The organism is Kitasatospora sp. NPDC001159 (assembly GCF_053598235.1).
Genome location: NZ_JBSFJV010000142.1, coordinates 1 through 14,256, shown reverse-complemented (window position 1 = coordinate 14,256; position 14,256 = coordinate 1). Strand labels below are relative to the sequence as shown.

The 14,256-nt window shown below is 68.8% G+C and carries 20 protein-coding genes; 10 read left to right on the top strand and 10 right to left on the bottom strand.

All coding sequences use genetic code 11. The annotated features are described in order from the left end of the window. Nucleotides 1-107 precede the first annotated feature (107 nt). Nucleotides 108-980, top strand: coding sequence for a Helicase associated domain protein (locus ACWC9T_RS37795; RefSeq protein WP_449825555.1), 873 nt, complete (start codon nt 108-110; stop codon nt 978-980). On the opposite strand, the gene ACWC9T_RS37790 is transcribed toward ACWC9T_RS37795, so the two are convergent. Continuing rightward, nucleotides 961-1,245, bottom strand: a complete 285-nt coding sequence (locus ACWC9T_RS37790; protein ID WP_449825556.1) for a hypothetical protein — start codon at nt 1,243-1,245, stop codon at nt 961-963. The two genes, ACWC9T_RS37795 and ACWC9T_RS37790, sit on opposite strands and share 20 nt — an antisense overlap. 44 nt (nt 1,246-1,289) lie before the next feature. Between ACWC9T_RS37790 and ACWC9T_RS37785 the strand changes: the two genes are divergently transcribed. From ACWC9T_RS37785 to ACWC9T_RS37770, 4 genes are all read left to right on the top strand, one after another. Then, entirely contained in the window at nt 1,290-1,574 is a 285-nt protein-coding gene (locus ACWC9T_RS37785; protein ID WP_449825557.1) for a hypothetical protein, read from the top strand. Nucleotides 1,575-1,809: 235 nt separating this feature from the next. Then, nucleotides 1,810-2,211, top strand: coding sequence for a WXG100 family type VII secretion target (locus ACWC9T_RS37780; protein WP_449825558.1), 402 nt, complete (start codon nt 1,810-1,812; stop codon nt 2,209-2,211). Between the two features lie 3 nt (nt 2,212-2,214). Then, nucleotides 2,215-3,978 carry an alpha/beta hydrolase gene (locus ACWC9T_RS37775; protein ID WP_449825559.1) on the top strand — a complete coding sequence of 588 codons (1,764 nt, stop codon included), beginning with the start codon at nt 2,215-2,217 and terminating at the stop codon, nt 3,976-3,978. Beyond that, nucleotides 3,975-4,502: a hypothetical protein gene (locus ACWC9T_RS37770; protein WP_449825560.1), complete on the top strand. Its 528-nt coding sequence runs from the start codon at nt 3,975-3,977 to the stop codon at nt 4,500-4,502. Before ACWC9T_RS37775 ends, ACWC9T_RS37770 begins: the two co-directional genes overlap by 4 nt. 127 nt (nt 4,503-4,629) lie before the next feature. Here ACWC9T_RS37770 and ACWC9T_RS37765 read toward each other — a convergent pair whose 3' ends face one another. The 3 genes from ACWC9T_RS37765 to ACWC9T_RS37755 are packed head-to-tail and all read right to left on the bottom strand — an operon-like array spanning nt 4,630 to nt 5,991. Continuing rightward, the gene (locus tag ACWC9T_RS37765; RefSeq protein WP_449825561.1) at nt 4,630-4,791 is read right to left on the bottom strand and encodes a hypothetical protein; all 162 of its coding nucleotides are present in this window, start codon (nt 4,789-4,791) and stop codon (nt 4,630-4,632) included. 58 nt (nt 4,792-4,849) lie between these two features. Beyond that, entirely contained in the window at nt 4,850-5,578 is a 729-nt protein-coding gene (locus ACWC9T_RS37760; RefSeq protein ID WP_449825562.1) for a hypothetical protein, read from the bottom strand. A 5-nt stretch (nt 5,579-5,583) separates the two neighbouring features. Then, the gene (locus ACWC9T_RS37755) at nt 5,584-5,991 is read right to left on the bottom strand and encodes an RNA polymerase sigma factor (protein ID WP_449825563.1); all 408 of its coding nucleotides are present in this window, start codon (nt 5,989-5,991) and stop codon (nt 5,584-5,586) included. Nucleotides 5,992-6,743: 752 nt separating this feature from the next. Between ACWC9T_RS37755 and ACWC9T_RS37750 the strand changes: the two genes are divergently transcribed. Beyond that, nucleotides 6,744-7,058, top strand: coding sequence for a hypothetical protein (locus ACWC9T_RS37750; protein ID WP_449825564.1), 315 nt, complete (start codon nt 6,744-6,746; stop codon nt 7,056-7,058). A 140-nt stretch (nt 7,059-7,198) separates the two neighbouring features. Here the strand turns inward: ACWC9T_RS37750 and ACWC9T_RS37745 are convergent, their stop codons facing one another. Continuing rightward, on the bottom strand, nt 7,199-7,513 hold the full coding sequence (locus ACWC9T_RS37745; RefSeq protein ID WP_449825564.1) for a hypothetical protein: 315 nt from the start codon (nt 7,511-7,513) through the stop codon (nt 7,199-7,201). A 752-nt stretch (nt 7,514-8,265) separates the two neighbouring features. On the opposite strand from ACWC9T_RS37745, the gene ACWC9T_RS37740 reads away from it, so the two are divergent. From ACWC9T_RS37740 to ACWC9T_RS37730, 3 genes are read left to right on the top strand one after another with little or no spacing between them, the layout of a single operon-like run. Then, complete coding sequence (locus ACWC9T_RS37740) at nt 8,266-8,673, top strand: RNA polymerase sigma factor (RefSeq protein ID WP_449825563.1); 408 nt, start codon at nt 8,266-8,268, stop codon at nt 8,671-8,673. 5 nt (nt 8,674-8,678) lie between these two features. After that, the gene (locus tag ACWC9T_RS37735; protein WP_449825562.1) at nt 8,679-9,407 is read left to right on the top strand and encodes a hypothetical protein; all 729 of its coding nucleotides are present in this window, start codon (nt 8,679-8,681) and stop codon (nt 9,405-9,407) included. 58 nt (nt 9,408-9,465) lie between these two features. Then, nucleotides 9,466-9,627: a hypothetical protein gene (locus ACWC9T_RS37730; protein WP_449825561.1), complete on the top strand. Its 162-nt coding sequence runs from the start codon at nt 9,466-9,468 to the stop codon at nt 9,625-9,627. A 127-nt stretch (nt 9,628-9,754) separates the two neighbouring features. Here ACWC9T_RS37730 and ACWC9T_RS37725 read toward each other — a convergent pair whose 3' ends face one another. The 4 genes from ACWC9T_RS37725 to ACWC9T_RS37710 form a co-directional block, all read right to left on the bottom strand. Then, on the bottom strand, nt 9,755-10,282 hold the full coding sequence (locus tag ACWC9T_RS37725) for a hypothetical protein (protein WP_449825560.1): 528 nt from the start codon (nt 10,280-10,282) through the stop codon (nt 9,755-9,757). Further along, entirely contained in the window at nt 10,279-12,042 is a 1,764-nt protein-coding gene (locus ACWC9T_RS37720; RefSeq protein WP_449825559.1) for an alpha/beta hydrolase, read from the bottom strand. The genes ACWC9T_RS37725 and ACWC9T_RS37720 overlap by 4 nt, the downstream gene beginning before the upstream one ends. Before the next feature lie 3 nt (nt 12,043-12,045). Further along, nucleotides 12,046-12,447 (bottom strand): WXG100 family type VII secretion target, encoded by a 402-nt coding sequence (locus ACWC9T_RS37715; protein ID WP_449825558.1) that lies wholly within the window; start codon nt 12,445-12,447, stop codon nt 12,046-12,048. A 235-nt stretch (nt 12,448-12,682) separates the two neighbouring features. Then, nucleotides 12,683-12,967, bottom strand: a complete 285-nt coding sequence (locus ACWC9T_RS37710; protein ID WP_449825557.1) for a hypothetical protein — start codon at nt 12,965-12,967, stop codon at nt 12,683-12,685. A 44-nt stretch (nt 12,968-13,011) separates the two neighbouring features. Between ACWC9T_RS37710 and ACWC9T_RS37705 the strand changes: the two genes are divergently transcribed. Next, the gene (locus ACWC9T_RS37705) at nt 13,012-13,296 is read left to right on the top strand and encodes a hypothetical protein (protein ID WP_449825556.1); all 285 of its coding nucleotides are present in this window, start codon (nt 13,012-13,014) and stop codon (nt 13,294-13,296) included. Here ACWC9T_RS37705 and ACWC9T_RS37700 read toward each other — a convergent pair. Then, nucleotides 13,277-14,149: a Helicase associated domain protein gene (locus tag ACWC9T_RS37700; RefSeq protein WP_449825555.1), complete on the bottom strand. Its 873-nt coding sequence runs from the start codon at nt 14,147-14,149 to the stop codon at nt 13,277-13,279. The genes ACWC9T_RS37705 and ACWC9T_RS37700 overlap by 20 nt on opposite strands. Between the last annotated feature and the right edge of the window lie 107 nt (nt 14,150-14,256).

Here is a 14,256-nt window from a genome sequence, read left to right as displayed (position 1 = left end):
AAGCGGCTCCAAGCGAGCCCACTCCTCGTCCGTCAGATCACCACGACCAGCCATACCAATCTAACGAGTCAGATGATCGGAGAGACACGCCCTAGCGACGGCCCGGGGTGCTGGCTGAGCGGCTGGACCGGTTGGAGGCGCTGGCGGAGATCGACCCGGACTGGAACCCGGCCTGGCCGCTGGACTGGCAACGCCACTACGCCGCCGTCGGCGAGTGCCTCGACGGCGGGGCGCAGCCGGCCGACCTGGTGCCGGGGGTGACGATCCACGGGCACGACGTCGGCCGGTGGCTGGAGCGCCAGCGTCAGCACATCGTGTGGCAGGGCCTCATGGACGGGCAGCGGGGGCGCCTGGCCGCGCTCGGCATCCAGCCGCTGGCGGCCCCGGCCGGAGCTGTGGAGAGCACGGCGGCGAAGGGCGCAGCGGGTGGGCGGAAGGCCGGTGCCGGGAAGGCGAGCGCGTTCGACCGCGGCCTGACCGCCCTCACCCAGTACAAGGCGCGTACCGGGACGGTCACCGTGGCGCGCGGCCACATCGAGGTTCTGGAGGACGGTGCGAACGATGGTCGAGGAGAAGAGGCAGCCCATGTAAAGCTGGGTATCTGGCTCTCCAATACGACAAGTCGGCGCGCGAAGCTCACCGAAGCCCAACTGGACCGGCTCGCTGAACTCGGCCTTGGCGTTAGAGGTCGTCGGCTAGCGGGGCGGGAAGGTTCGCGTTCGCGGTGTGCGCGACGGTTTGACGGCCACACGGTGCGCTACGGCATGGCTCTCGGCGACGCCCGGACCGTGGTCTTGCCTCTCGGCCCTCGGCATCTAATCGCACTCGGCCGCGAACACCGTGAAGTCCACATCACGCGCCAACACGTCGACCAGATCAACGAGATCCAGATCCGAGCCGCTGAGCAGCACGTCTTCTGCCGCCCTGGTTCACCTCTGGAGCGCTTCATCCTCGACACCATCAGAAGACGGGACCAGTGACGTCGGGTGTTCGTACCGCTGGTGGCCAGGATGCTTCCAACAGGTCGGCCGACTGGTTCCAGACGGCGGCCGGCGCCGCCCGGCGCCGCGTGAACTCCTCCACCAGCGCGACCAGCTCCGGGCCGGGCAGCGGGTCCGGGTCGGCCCCGGCCGCCAGGGCCCGGCGCAGCCGAGCCACGGCGAGGCGGGCCTGGTGGGTGCTCTCCAGCTCGTCTCGCCAGTCGCGGAATCCCGGTGGGCCTGGAAGATCCGCTCCAGCCGCCACGCCTTGTGCCGGTCCTTGGTATTGCCGTCGGAGGCGACCAGGCCGTGCAGCGCGAGATCGCCAAGCGCCTGCCGGACCGCCTTGTTCGACGTCGCCCGCGGGCGCAGCAGGCGCTGGAGCTGGCCGGCGGTCGCGACCTTGAGAACGCCGAGCGCGCCGAGGACATCAGCGCGCAGGGCGGTAGTCGAGCCGTTGGGGTTGGCCGCGCCGCGGGCGTACGCAGTCCGGCGTCGTCGGCCTGGTCGTGGTCGTCGTCCTGGCGGTCGTGGTCGGGGCGCTGGCGGGTGCTCACGGGCCATCGCCTGATGTCCCTGCCGCCGCTCATTTGAGTACGGGTACTCAGGTGTCAGCCCGGACCGCTCGCCTATGGTGACCGGTAGCCGACTTTCCTCCACTATCAGGCGCGGTACTGATGGTGCGGGTGGATCCCCTGGTCGCGGCCGGTTCATGTCTGCTTCGGCCGCCGATCACGGCCATAAGTAATCAGTTATCATCCGACAACAATCTGTCAGATGAATGCGGGCCTGGTGGCGGTCCGGGTCCGAAGTATCGGGGGGAGAAGACATGGCCGTTCCTGATCTGGCCTTGGAGTTCAAGGTCAATCCGGCCGAGTTGGACGGCTGCGGGCAGAGCGCTCAGCACATCGGGGGCCTGATACCGGGCGAGACGTCGAAGATCACCGAGCCGTGCAACCAGGCGTCGAGCACCCTGCAGGGCTGGCTCACGGGTGCCGCAGTGCACGACTGCGGCGCGAACTGGAAGACGCTGCTGGACAAGCTCGGTGGCGACATGGGCGATGTCGGCACCAAGCTCGCCACGACAGCCGCCTACTACCGCCAGGTCGAGAAGGACATCCACACGAGCATGCGGAACCCGGCCGCACCGATCCCGGACGAACCGGACCCCTTCGGCACGACCGTCGTTCCGGGCCCCGTGAAGCCCGCCAGCGCGAAGGCTGCCGAGTAAGCGATGGACATCAAGACGCTCTACGACGCCAACATCAACAACATCACCACCGCGAAGAACGCCTTCGACAAGCTCTACTCGGCCTTCAGCCAGCACGTGGAGAACTGGCAGCACGAGGTCACCGACCGGCTGGCCAACTCGCACTGGACCGGAACCGCGTCCGACCACGCCCAGGCCAGGATCCGGTTCCTCGGCACCGAACTCCAGTCCGCGAAGCAGGAACTCGACTTCGTCAGCAAGGCGCTAGCCAAGGCCGCCGAACAATTCGCGCTGGCCCAGGCCCACTTGGTCTACGCCCTCGACGACGCCAAGACCGCGAAGCTCAATGTGGCCCCTGACGGTCGCATCACATGGGACAAAGAACCCACGTCCCCGAACTACGCGGGCGCTGGCGCCGAGACGACGGCCATCGCCATCAGCAACCGCATCACCGCCGCGCTCAACGAAGCCGCCCACGCGGACCAGGAGATCAGCGCGCGCCTGAACCACCTCGCGACCAACGCGAGCAACGGCACCGGCCTGGACGCCGCCACGGTGGCCAAGGACCAGGCAGCAGAGACTGCCCGCGAGCAGGTGCCCGCCGCCGGCACCGACCCCAACAGCGTCAAGCAGTGGTGGAACAGCCTCACCGACACCGAGCAGCAGAAGTTCATCAACGACCACCCCGACCAGATCGGCAACCTCGACGGCGTCCCCGCCACCGCCCGCGACAAGGCCAACCGGATCAACCTGCAGCGCGGCAAGCAGGACCTCCAGCGCCAACTCGACGGCCTCGGCCCCGAGCCGAAGAAGAATCTGAGCGTCGCCGAGACCAACGGCGGACCCGTCGAGAACCCCGACTACACGGAGTGGAAGAAGAAGCACGACGACCTCGAAGACAAGCTGAAGGGCGTCAAGAGCATCGAGGAAAGGCTGAACACCAAGGTCGACGACGATCACCCGCCCACGTTCCTGATGGGTTTCGACACCAACGGCCACGGCCACGCCATCATCGCGGTCAACAACCCCGACACCGCCGACAACGTCTCGACCTACGTCCCCGGCACCGGAGCGCGCCTCGGCGCCAGCCTCCACAGCGACATCGAGCGGTCGGACCTGATGGTCGCCTCCGCCAACAAGGCCAACAAGAAGGCGGGAGACCCAAGTACCACGTCGTCGATCACTTGGGTCGGCTACGACGCACCGCAGTCGATCATCCCCGAGGCCGCGGACGACAAGTACGCGAAGAACGCGGAGGACAAGCTGAAAAGCTTCGAGAACGGGCTCCACGCCACACACCAGGGGAAGATCGCGAACAACACCATCCTCGCCCACAGCTACGGCACCACGACCGTCGGCTACGCCCTGCGCGACAAGGGGCTCCCGGTCGACAACGTCGTCCTCATCGCCAGCCCGGGCTGCGGCGTCGAACACGCCAAGGACCTGGGAATCGATCCGTCGCACGTGTACGCGGCGCAGAGCGACGGCGACTCGATCGGCTGGGCCGACGCCGCCGACCCCAAGGGGATGGCGAAGAACGTCCGCGACTACTACGCCCAGATATGGGGCGTAGGAAACTACTACTCCGGCGTAGACGCCAACGGTGTACATGTCGGAGGAGTCGACACTGACAACCACATGATCCATGGACGACAGACCACCGTCCCCGAGTTCGGCGCGCACATCCTGCCCACTAACCCCGAGGGCGGCCACTCCGACTACTGGAACGACGATTCGCCCACCTTGCCGGCCATGGGTGAGATCATCGCCGGAAAGCCGGTCTCATGAGCACCACCGAGCACGCCCCCCTGATCAAGCGGGTCACCGCCACCGCCACGCTGCTGATCGCCGTGCTGGCCCTGAACGCCTGCGGAGTGGGGACCCTGGACGAGCGGTCGAAACCCACGATCACCTTGGACCAGGCCAAGAAGCAGATCGACACCTACCTCACGGACATTCTGGCCAAACTGCCGGTCAAACCCGCGAAGAGCCCGGGTGACTTCAGCGACCTGGAATGCGACGCCAACGACATCGGCCCGCACGGCAGAACCCAGACCGGCCGGGAATACGACTTCGGCGACGTCCCCTCCGCGCCCAAGGCCCAGGCCGCGAAGGACTTCCGCGAGTTCCTGACCGGCCACGGCTTCGAACCGGATCCGAACGCCGCAGGATCACGTCCTGACTGGATCAGAATGAAGAACCCCAAGGACAACTTCCTCGCCACCCTGGACGGAGTCTCCGACTCCAGCCACAACCTCTCCCTCCGGGTCAGTTCCCCCTGCGTCTGGCCCAACGGAAAGCCACCGGCCTGATCCGACCCGCCCCCCTGGGCCGCACCCCGAGGGTGCGGCCCCCAACACGTCCCCGCAGGTCGCTGCACATCCGGTGACCGGGTTCAGCGGTGTGGTTCGGGTTCCGTGCGTGGTTCGGTTAGGCAGGTCAGGGCTTGCGGTCGAGCAGCAGGGCCAGGAGGGTGCGGGCCTCGCGTCGGCGGGCGGGGGTGGGGGCGGCGATGGCGGTGAGCGCGAGGACGGTGATGGTGGCCAGGTAGCCGGAGGCCGTGGTGGCCAGGGCGAGGGTTGCGGGGTCGTGGGTGGGCACAGGGGTCTCCGGGTTCGGTGCGGGGCCGGGCCCGCGCGGCGGCGTGGGCCCGGCGGGGTCAGTGGGCGGCCAGTTCCTGGAGCTGGTGGGCGATGTCGCCGGTGGGCAGGCTGAACGGCCCGCACATCTCGTTATGGGCGCCGGGCAGTGCGTCGATGGCCTCGCGCAGTGCGTGGTCTGGGCTCGGCAGGCCGGCGGTGTCGGGCATCGGCGGGGCCGTGAGCGCCGCCAGGTGCGGGTAGCCGGGTACGTCCGGCATGGCGGGTGGCAGGGGCGCCGGGGCGTCTTCGTCCATACGGGCCGCCTGGTGGAACCAGTGCTCCGCGTCGCGCAGCTCACCCATGCGGATGTGGTGGAGGTAGAGGCAGTAGGCGGCGGTGAGGTTCCCCGCCCCGGCGGCGAACTGCCACCACCACTGGGCGTCGCAGGGCTGGCCCGTGAGGTCGAGCAGGCAGCCGAAGACCAGGCCCCCACGCGGCTCCCACCGCGTCACGAGGCCGTCCATCCAGGTGTAGGCGTCCGGCTCGTTGATCACGAGCTTGGCCAGGGCCGTCAGGTCCCGGCCGGCGTCGTCGAGCAGGAAGTCCTTTGCGGTTCCCGCCCCGGCCGGTGCGGCGGGCCTGGGCGGGAACACGCCGGACCGCGTGGCCACGGCGGGGGCCACGGCTGCTCGACGGGCGGCCTGCCGGTCGGCGATGTACCGGCGCCCGGCGTCGAGGTCGTAACGGGGGCGGGCGTCGGGAGCGGGGCTGGCGGCCTCCAGCAGGCGGTCGATGTTGTGGGTCACCGAGATCACTCCTGGTCGTGCTTGGGGCCGGGGCGCAGCAGGCGGCGCAGCGCAAGGCGGGCTTCGATCTTGGCCTTGGCCTGTGAGGTGAGCGAGCGGACGGTGGTCTCGTCGATGCCCATCGCCCGGGCCGTGCGCGCGACGCTGTACTTGTTGAGGTAGCGCAGGATGATGACGTCGAACTTCGCACCCGACAGCTCCAGGACCGCGGCCGCCACCGAGACGCCCACCTCCAGGTCCGTGACGTCGGCGTCGATACCGGCGATCAGCGGCTCCGCCTCGCGGTGCACCACGATGGAGAACACGACCCGCTCGATCAGCAGGCGGTGTTCCTCGTCCCGGACCCGCTGCGCCTCGACCGTGTGGCGCAGCGCGGCCCAGGCGTAGGCATGGGGGTTGGGCTGGGTCAGCACGCGGTCCCAGCGGTCGACGAGGGCGAGGAAGACGTCGTCTACGACGCGCGAGGGCCGGGTCGTCGAGGACGGTGAGCGCGTAGTCGAAGTAGGGCTGGGCGTGGAGTTCCCGGAATCCCTGGAAGGCTATGGGCAGATAGATGCGTGGGGCGGTTCCGGCGGCGTCGGTGAAGGACGGCTCGCTTATCACGCCTCCCGCGCCGGGTCCGGGACGCTGGCGCGCGGCCGCAGGCAGCGGTCGGTCCCCAGGGCGGGGCTGGCGGTAGGGCGGCAGGGGCTGCCGACGGGTCGAGCGGGGGCGGGGATGGGGGTGTGCATGGGTGTAGGGGGTTTCCTCACTGAGGCGTAGGAAGGGGCTTGTCGTGACGCTCCGTCGGTGATCGGTGGACGGAGCGTTGCGACAGGCAGCATCATGTCGTTCGAACACCGGGATCGTTCACGCCCCGAAGGTAAAGAGTTTCGAGCGTCATATTCTGAGGTTTAGACGCCGACTTGATGTAAAAGCGGGCGGATCGCGCCGAAGCCTGACGGTGGCCCACCCCGTTGACCACGTGACGGCTTCAAGTCGTGACGACTCGCCCACGCCGTTTCGAACGGGCCGGGAGAACCGAGGCGCGGACCGTTTCGCAGACAGCTTGGTCGTCGGCATCGGTTGAGGTGGCGCGCAGACCGGCCCGGTCGACGGGCTGAGTGGAGCGGGCCGGCGGCGAGGCGCAGCCGAGCGGCGGTTAGGTCACCCGTACGATTGCACGGTGGGAAAGCAGAAGACCTTCGAGTACCCAGACGACTTGATCGAGGCGCAGCGGGCGCTGATGGCCGTGCAGGCCGAGCGCCGTGCCTACCTGGCATCGCTGCCGTTGTGGGGCGGCGATTTGGAGGCGGCGCGGCAGGGCCTGAGCGACGAACAGCAGGCGGAGTCCGCCCGGTTGGAGGAGGCTGAGCGGCAGGCGTCCCATCTCGTTTGGGCCGACGAGTACTGGGCGAAGCTGTCCGGCAAGGACCGCGTCGCTGCCCGCAGTCAGCTCCAGCACATCGACGACCCGGCGCTGTCGGACGAGGTGGCGTAGTCGGCGGATCGGCTCGAATCCCCGGGCCTTGGCCCGAGCCGGGCGACATGCCGAAGGCGCCGGGCCACCATGGTGGCCCGGCGCCTTCGGCATGTCGCCCGGCTCGGGCCAAGGCCCGGGGATTCGAGCCGATCCGCCGACTACGCCACCTCGTCCGACAGCGCCGGGTCGTCGATGTGCTGGAGCTGACTGCGGGCAGCGACGCGGTCCTTGCCGGACAGCTTCGCCCAGTACTCGTCGGCCCAAACGAGATGGGACGCCTGCCGCTCAGCCTCCTCCAACCGGGCGGACTCCGCCTGCTGTTCGTCGCTCAGGCCCTGCCGCGCCGCCTCCAAATCGCCGCCCCACAACGGCAGCGATGCCAGGTAGGCACGGCGCTCGGCCTGCACGGCCATCAGCGCCCGCTGCGCCTCGATCAAGTCGTCTGGGTACTCGAAGGTCTTCTGCTTTCCCACCGTGCAATCGTACGGGTGACCTAACCGCCGCTCGGCTGCGCCTCGCCGCCGGCCCGCTCCACTCAGCCCGTCGACCGGGCCGGTCTGCGCGCCACCTCAACCGATGCCGACGACCAAGCTGTCTGCGAAACGGTCCGCGCCTCGGTTCTCCCGGCCCGTTCGAAACGGCGTGGGCGAGTCGTCACGACTTGAAGCCGTCACGTGGTCAACGGGGTGGGCCACCGTCAGGCTTCGGCGCGATCCGCCCGCTTTTACATCAAGTCGGCGTCTAAACCTCAGAATATGACGCTCGAAACTCTTTACCTTCGGGGCGTGAACGATCCCGGTGTTCGAACGACATGATGCTGCCTGTCGCAACGCTCCGTCCACCGATCACCGACGGAGCGTCACGACAAGCCCCTTCCTACGCCTCAGTGAGGAAACCCCCTACACCCATGCACACCCCCATCCCCGCCCCCGCTCGACCCGTCGGCAGCCCCTGCCGCCCTACCGCCAGCCCCGCCCTGGGGACCGACCGCTGCCTGCGGCCGCGCGCCAGCGTCCCGGACCCGGCGCGGGAGGCGTGATAAGCGAGCCGTCCTTCACCGACGCCGCCGGAACCGCCCCACGCATCTATCTGCCCATAGCCTTCCAGGGATTCCGGGAACTCCACGCCCAGCCCTACTTCGACTACGCGCTCACCGTCCTCGACGACCCGGCCCTCGCGCGTCGTAGACGACGTCTTCCTCGCCCTCGTCGACCGCTGGGACCGCGTGCTGACCCAGCCCAACCCCCATGCCTACGCCTGGGCCGCGCTGCGCCACACGGTCGAGGCGCAGCGGGTCCGGGACGAGGAACACCGCCTGCTGATCGAGCGGGTCGTGTTCTCCATCGTGGTGCACCGCGAGGCGGAGCCGCTGATCGCCGGTATCGACGCCGACGTCACGGACCTGGAGGTGGGCGTCTCGGTGGCGGCCGCGGTCCTGGAGCTGTCGGGTGCGAAGTTCGACGTCATCATCCTGCGCTACCTCAACAAGTACAGCGTCGCGCGCACGGCCCGGGCGATGGGCATCGACGAGACCACCGTCCGCTCGCTCACCTCACAGGCCAAGGCCAAGATCGAAGCCCGCCTTGCGCTGCGCCGCCTGCTGCGCCCCGGCCCCAAGCACGACCAGGAGTGATCTCGGTGACCCACAACATCGACCGCCTGCTGGAGGCCGCCAGCCCCGCTCCCGACGCCCGCCCCCGTTACGACCTCGACGCCGGGCGCCGGTACATCGCCGACCGGCAGGCCGCCCGTCGAGCAGCCGTGGCCCCCGCCGTGGCCACGCGGTCCGGCGTGTTCCCGCCCAGGCCCGCCGCACCGGCCGGGGCGGGAACCGCAAAGGACTTCCTGCTCGACGACGCCGGCCGGGACCTGACGGCCCTGGCCAAGCTCGTGATCAACGAGCCGGACGCCTACACCTGGATGGACGGCCTCGTGACGCGGTGGGAGCCGCGTGGGGGCCTGGTCTTCGGCTGCCTGCTCGACCTCACGGGCCAGCCCTGCGACGCCCAGTGGTGGTGGCAGTTCGCCGCCGGGGCGGGGAACCTCACCGCCGCCTACTGCCTCTACCTCCACCACATCCGCATGGGTGAGCTGCGCGACGCGGAGCACTGGTTCCACCAGGCGGCCCGTATGGACGAAGACGCCCCGGCGCCCCTGCCACCCGCCATGCCGGACGTACCCGGCTACCCGCACCTGGCGGCGCTCACGGCCCCGCCGATGCCCGACACCGCCGGCCTGCCGAGCCCAGACCACGCACTGCGCGAGGCCATCGACGCACTGCCCGGCGCCCATAACGAGATGTGCGGGCCGTTCAGCCTGCCCACCGGCGACATCGCCCACCAGCTCCAGGAACTGGCCGCCCACTGACCCCGCCGGGCCCACGCCGCCGCGCGGGCCCGGCCCCGCACCGAACCCGGAGACCCCTGTGCCCACCCACGACCCCGCAACCCTCGCCCTGGCCACCACGGCCTCCGGCTACCTGGCCACCATCACCGTCCTCGCGCTCACCGCCATCGCCGCCCCCACCCCCGCCCGCCGACGCGAGGCCCGCACCCTCCTGGCCCTGCTGCTCGACCGCAAGCCCTGACCTGCCTAACCGAACCACGCACGGAACCCGAACCACACCGCTGAACCCGGTCACCGGATGTGCAGCGACCTGCGGGGACGTGTTGGGGGCCGCACCCTCGGGGTGCGGCCCAGGGGGGCGGGTCGGATCAGGCCGGTGGCTTTCCGTTGGGCCAGACGCAGGGGGAACTGACCCGGAGGGAGAGGTTGTGGCTGGAGTCGGAGACTCCGTCCAGGGTGGCGAGGAAGTTGTCCTTGGGGTTCTTCATTCTGATCCAGTCAGGACGTGATCCTGCGGCGTTCGGATCCGGTTCGAAGCCGTGGCCGGTCAGGAACTCGCGGAAGTCCTTCGCGGCCTGGGCCTTGGGCGCGGAGGGGACGTCGCCGAAGTCGTATTCCCGGCCGGTCTGGGTTCTGCCGTGCGGGCCGATGTCGTTGGCGTCGCATTCCAGGTCGCTGAAGTCACCCGGGCTCTTCGCGGGTTTGACCGGCAGTTTGGCCAGAATGTCCGTGAGGTAGGTGTCGATCTGCTTCTTGGCCTGGTCCAAGGTGATCGTGGGTTTCGACCGCTCGTCCAGGGTCCCCACTCCGCAGGCGTTCAGGGCCAGCACGGCGATCAGCAGCGTGGCGGTGGCGGTGACCCGCTTGATCAGGGGGGCGTGCTCGGTGGTGCTCATGAGACCGGCTTTCCGGCGATGATCTCACCCATGGCCGGCAAGGTGGGCGAATCGTCGTTCCAGTAGTCGGAGTGGCCGCCCTCGGGGTTAGTGGGCAGGATGTGCGCGCCGAACTCGGGGACGGTGGTCTGTCGTCCATGGATCATGTGGTTGTCAGTGTCGACTCCTCCGACATGTACACCGTTGGCGTCTACGCCGGAGTAGTAGTTTCCTACGCCCCATATCTGGGCGTAGTAGTCGCGGACGTTCTTCGCCATCCCCTTGGGGTCGGCGGCGTCGGCCCAGCCGATCGAGTCGCCGTCGCTCTGCGCCGCGTACACGTGCGACGGATCGATTCCCAGGTCCTTGGCGTGTTCGACGCCGCAGCCCGGGCTGGCGATGAGGACGACGTTGTCGACCGGGAGCCCCTTGTCGCGCAGGGCGTAGCCGACGGTCGTGGTGCCGTAGCTGTGGGCGAGGATGGTGTTGTTCGCGATCTTCCCCTGGTGTGTGGCGTGGAGCCCGTTCTCGAAGCTTTTCAGCTTGTCCTCCGCGTTCTTCGCGTACTTGTCGTCCGCGGCCTCGGGGATGATCGACTGCGGTGCGTCGTAGCCGACCCAAGTGATCGACGACGTGGTACTTGGGTCTCCCGCCTTCTTGTTGGCCTTGTTGGCGGAGGCGACCATCAGGTCCGACCGCTCGATGTCGCTGTGGAGGCTGGCGCCGAGGCGCGCTCCGGTGCCGGGGACGTAGGTCGAGACGTTGTCGGCGGTGTCGGGGTTGTTGACCGCGATGATGGCGTGGCCGTGGCCGTTGGTGTCGAAACCCATCAGGAACGTGGGCGGGTGATCGTCGTCGACCTTGGTGTTCAGCCTTTCCTCGATGCTCTTGACGCCCTTCAGCTTGTCTTCGAGGTCGTCGTGCTTCTTCTTCCACTCCGTGTAGTCGGGGTTCTCGACGGGTCCGCCGTTGGTCTCGGCGACGCTCAGATTCTTCTTCGGCTCGGGGCCGAGGCCGTCGAGTTGGCGCTGGAGGTCCTGCTTGCCGCGCTGCAGGTTGATCCGGTTGGCCTTGTCGCGGGCGGTGGCGGGGACGCCGTCGAGGTTGCCGATCTGGTCGGGGTGGTCGTTGATGAACTTCTGCTGCTCGGTGTCGGTGAGGCTGTTCCACCACTGCTTGACGCTGTTGGGGTCGGTGCCGGCGGCGGGCACCTGCTCGCGGGCAGTCTCTGCTGCCTGGTCCTTGGCCACCGTGGCGGCGTCCAGGCCGGTGCCGTTGCTCGCGTTGGTCGCGAGGTGGTTCAGGCGCGCGCTGATCTCCTGGTCCGCGTGGGCGGCTTCGTTGAGCGCGGCGGTGATGCGGTTGCTGATGGCGATGGCCGTCGTCTCGGCGCCAGCGCCCGCGTAGTTCGGGGACGTGGGTTCTTTGTCCCATGTGATGCGACCGTCAGGGGCCACATTGAGCTTCGCGGTCTTGGCGTCGTCGAGGGCGTAGACCAAGTGGGCCTGGGCCAGCGCGAATTGTTCGGCGGCCTTGGCTAGCGCCTTGCTGACGAAGTCGAGTTCCTGCTTCGCGGACTGGAGTTCGGTGCCGAGGAACCGGATCCTGGCCTGGGCGTGGTCGGACGCGGTTCCGGTCCAGTGCGAGTTGGCCAGCCGGTCGGTGACCTCGTGCTGCCAGTTCTCCACGTGCTGGCTGAAGGCCGAGTAGAGCTTGTCGAAGGCGTTCTTCGCGGTGGTGATGTTGTTGATGTTGGCGTCGTAGAGCGTCTTGATGTCCATCGCTTACTCGGCAGCCTTCGCGCTGGCGGGCTTCACGGGGCCCGGAACGACGGTCGTGCCGAAGGGGTCCGGTTCGTCCGGGATCGGTGCGGCCGGGTTCCGCATGCTCGTGTGGATGTCCTTCTCGACCTGGCGGTAGTAGGCGGCTGTCGTGGCGAGCTTGGTGCCGACATCGCCCATGTCGCCACCGAGCTTGTCCAGCAGCGTCTTCCAGTTCGCGCCGCAGTCGTGCACTGCGGCACCCGTGAGCCAGCCCTGCAGGGTGCTCGACGCCTGGTTGCACGGCTCGGTGATCTTCGACGTCTCGCCCGGTATCAGGCCCCCGATGTGCTGAGCGCTCTGCCCGCAGCCGTCCAACTCGGCCGGATTGACCTTGAACTCCAAGGCCAGATCAGGAACGGCCATGTCTTCTCCCCCCGATACTTCGGACCCGGACCGCCACCAGGCCCGCATTCATCTGACAGATTGTTGTCGGATGATAACTGATTACTTATGGCCGTGATCGGCGGCCGAAGCAGACATGAACCGGCCGCGACCAGGGGATCCACCCGCACCATCAGTACCGCGCCTGATAGTGGAGGAAAGTCGGCTACCGGTCACCATAGGCGAGCGGTCCGGGCTGACACCTGAGTACCCGTACTCAAATGAGCGGCGGCAGGGACATCAGGCGATGGCCCGTGAGCACCCGCCAGCGCCCCGACCACGACCGCCAGGACGACGACCACGACCAGGCCGACGACGCCGGACTGCGTACGCCCGCGGCGCGGCCAACCCCAACGGCTCGACTACCGCCCTGCGCGCTGATGTCCTCGGCGCGCTCGGCGTTCTCAAGGTCGCGACCGCCGGCCAGCTCCAGCGCCTGCTGCGCCCGCGGGCGACGTCGAACAAGGCGGTCCGGCAGGCGCTTGGCGATCTCGCGCTGCACGGCCTGGTCGCCTCCGACGGCAATACCAAGGACCGGCACAAGGCGTGGCGGCTGGAGCGGATCTTCCAGGCCCACCGGGATTCCGCGACTGGCGAGACGAGCTGGAGAGCACCCACCAGGCCCGCCTCGCCGTGGCTCGGCTGCGCCGGGCCCTGGCGGCCGGGGCCGACCCGGACCCGCTGCCCGGCCCGGAGCTGGTCGCGCTGGTGGAGGAGTTCACGCGGCGCCGGGCGGCGCCGGCCGCCGTCTGGAACCAGTCGGCCGACCTGTTGGAAGCATCCTGGCCACCAGCGGTACGAACACCCGACGTCACTGGTCCCGTCTTCTGATGGTGTCGAGGATGAAGCGCTCCAGAGGTGAACCAGGGCGGCAGAAGACGTGCTGCTCAGCGGCTCGGATCTGGATCTCGTTGATCTGGTCGACGTGTTGGCGCGTGATGTGGACTTCACGGTGTTCGCGGCCGAGTGCGATTAGATGCCGAGGGCCGAGAGGCAAGACCACGGTCCGGGCGTCGCCGAGAGCCATGCCGTAGCGCACCGTGTGGCCGTCAAACCGTCGCGCACACCGCGAACGCGAACCTTCCCGCCCCGCTAGCCGACGACCTCTAACGCCAAGGCCGAGTTCAGCGAGCCGGTCCAGTTGGGCTTCGGTGAGCTTCGCGCGCCGACTTGTCGTATTGGAGAGCCAGATACCCAGCTTTACATGGGCTGCCTCTTCTCCTCGACCATCGTTCGCACCGTCCTCCAGAACCTCGATGTGGCCGCGCGCCACGGTGACCGTCCCGGTACGCGCCTTGTACTGGGTGAGGGCGGTCAGGCCGCGGTCGAACGCGCTCGCCTTCCCGGCACCGGCCTTCCGCCCACCCGCTGCGCCCTTCGCCGCCGTGCTCTCCACAGCTCCGGCCGGGGCCGCCAGCGGCTGGATGCCGAGCGCGGCCAGGCGCCCCCGCTGCCCGTCCATGAGGCCCTGCCACACGATGTGCTGACGCTGGCGCTCCAGCCACCGGCCGACGTCGTGCCCGTGGATCGTCACCCCCGGCACCAGGTCGGCCGGCTGCGCCCCGCCGTCGAGGCACTCGCCGACGGCGGCGTAGTGGCGTTGCCAGTCCAGCGGCCAGGCCGGGTTCCAGTCCGGGTCGATCTCCGCCAGCGCCTCCAACCGGTCCAGCCGCTCAGCCAGCACCCCGGGCCGTCGCTAGGGCGTGTCTCTCCGATCATCTGACTCGTTAGATTGGTATGGCTGGTCGTGGTGATCTGACGGACGAGGAGTGGGCTCGCTTGGAGCCGCTT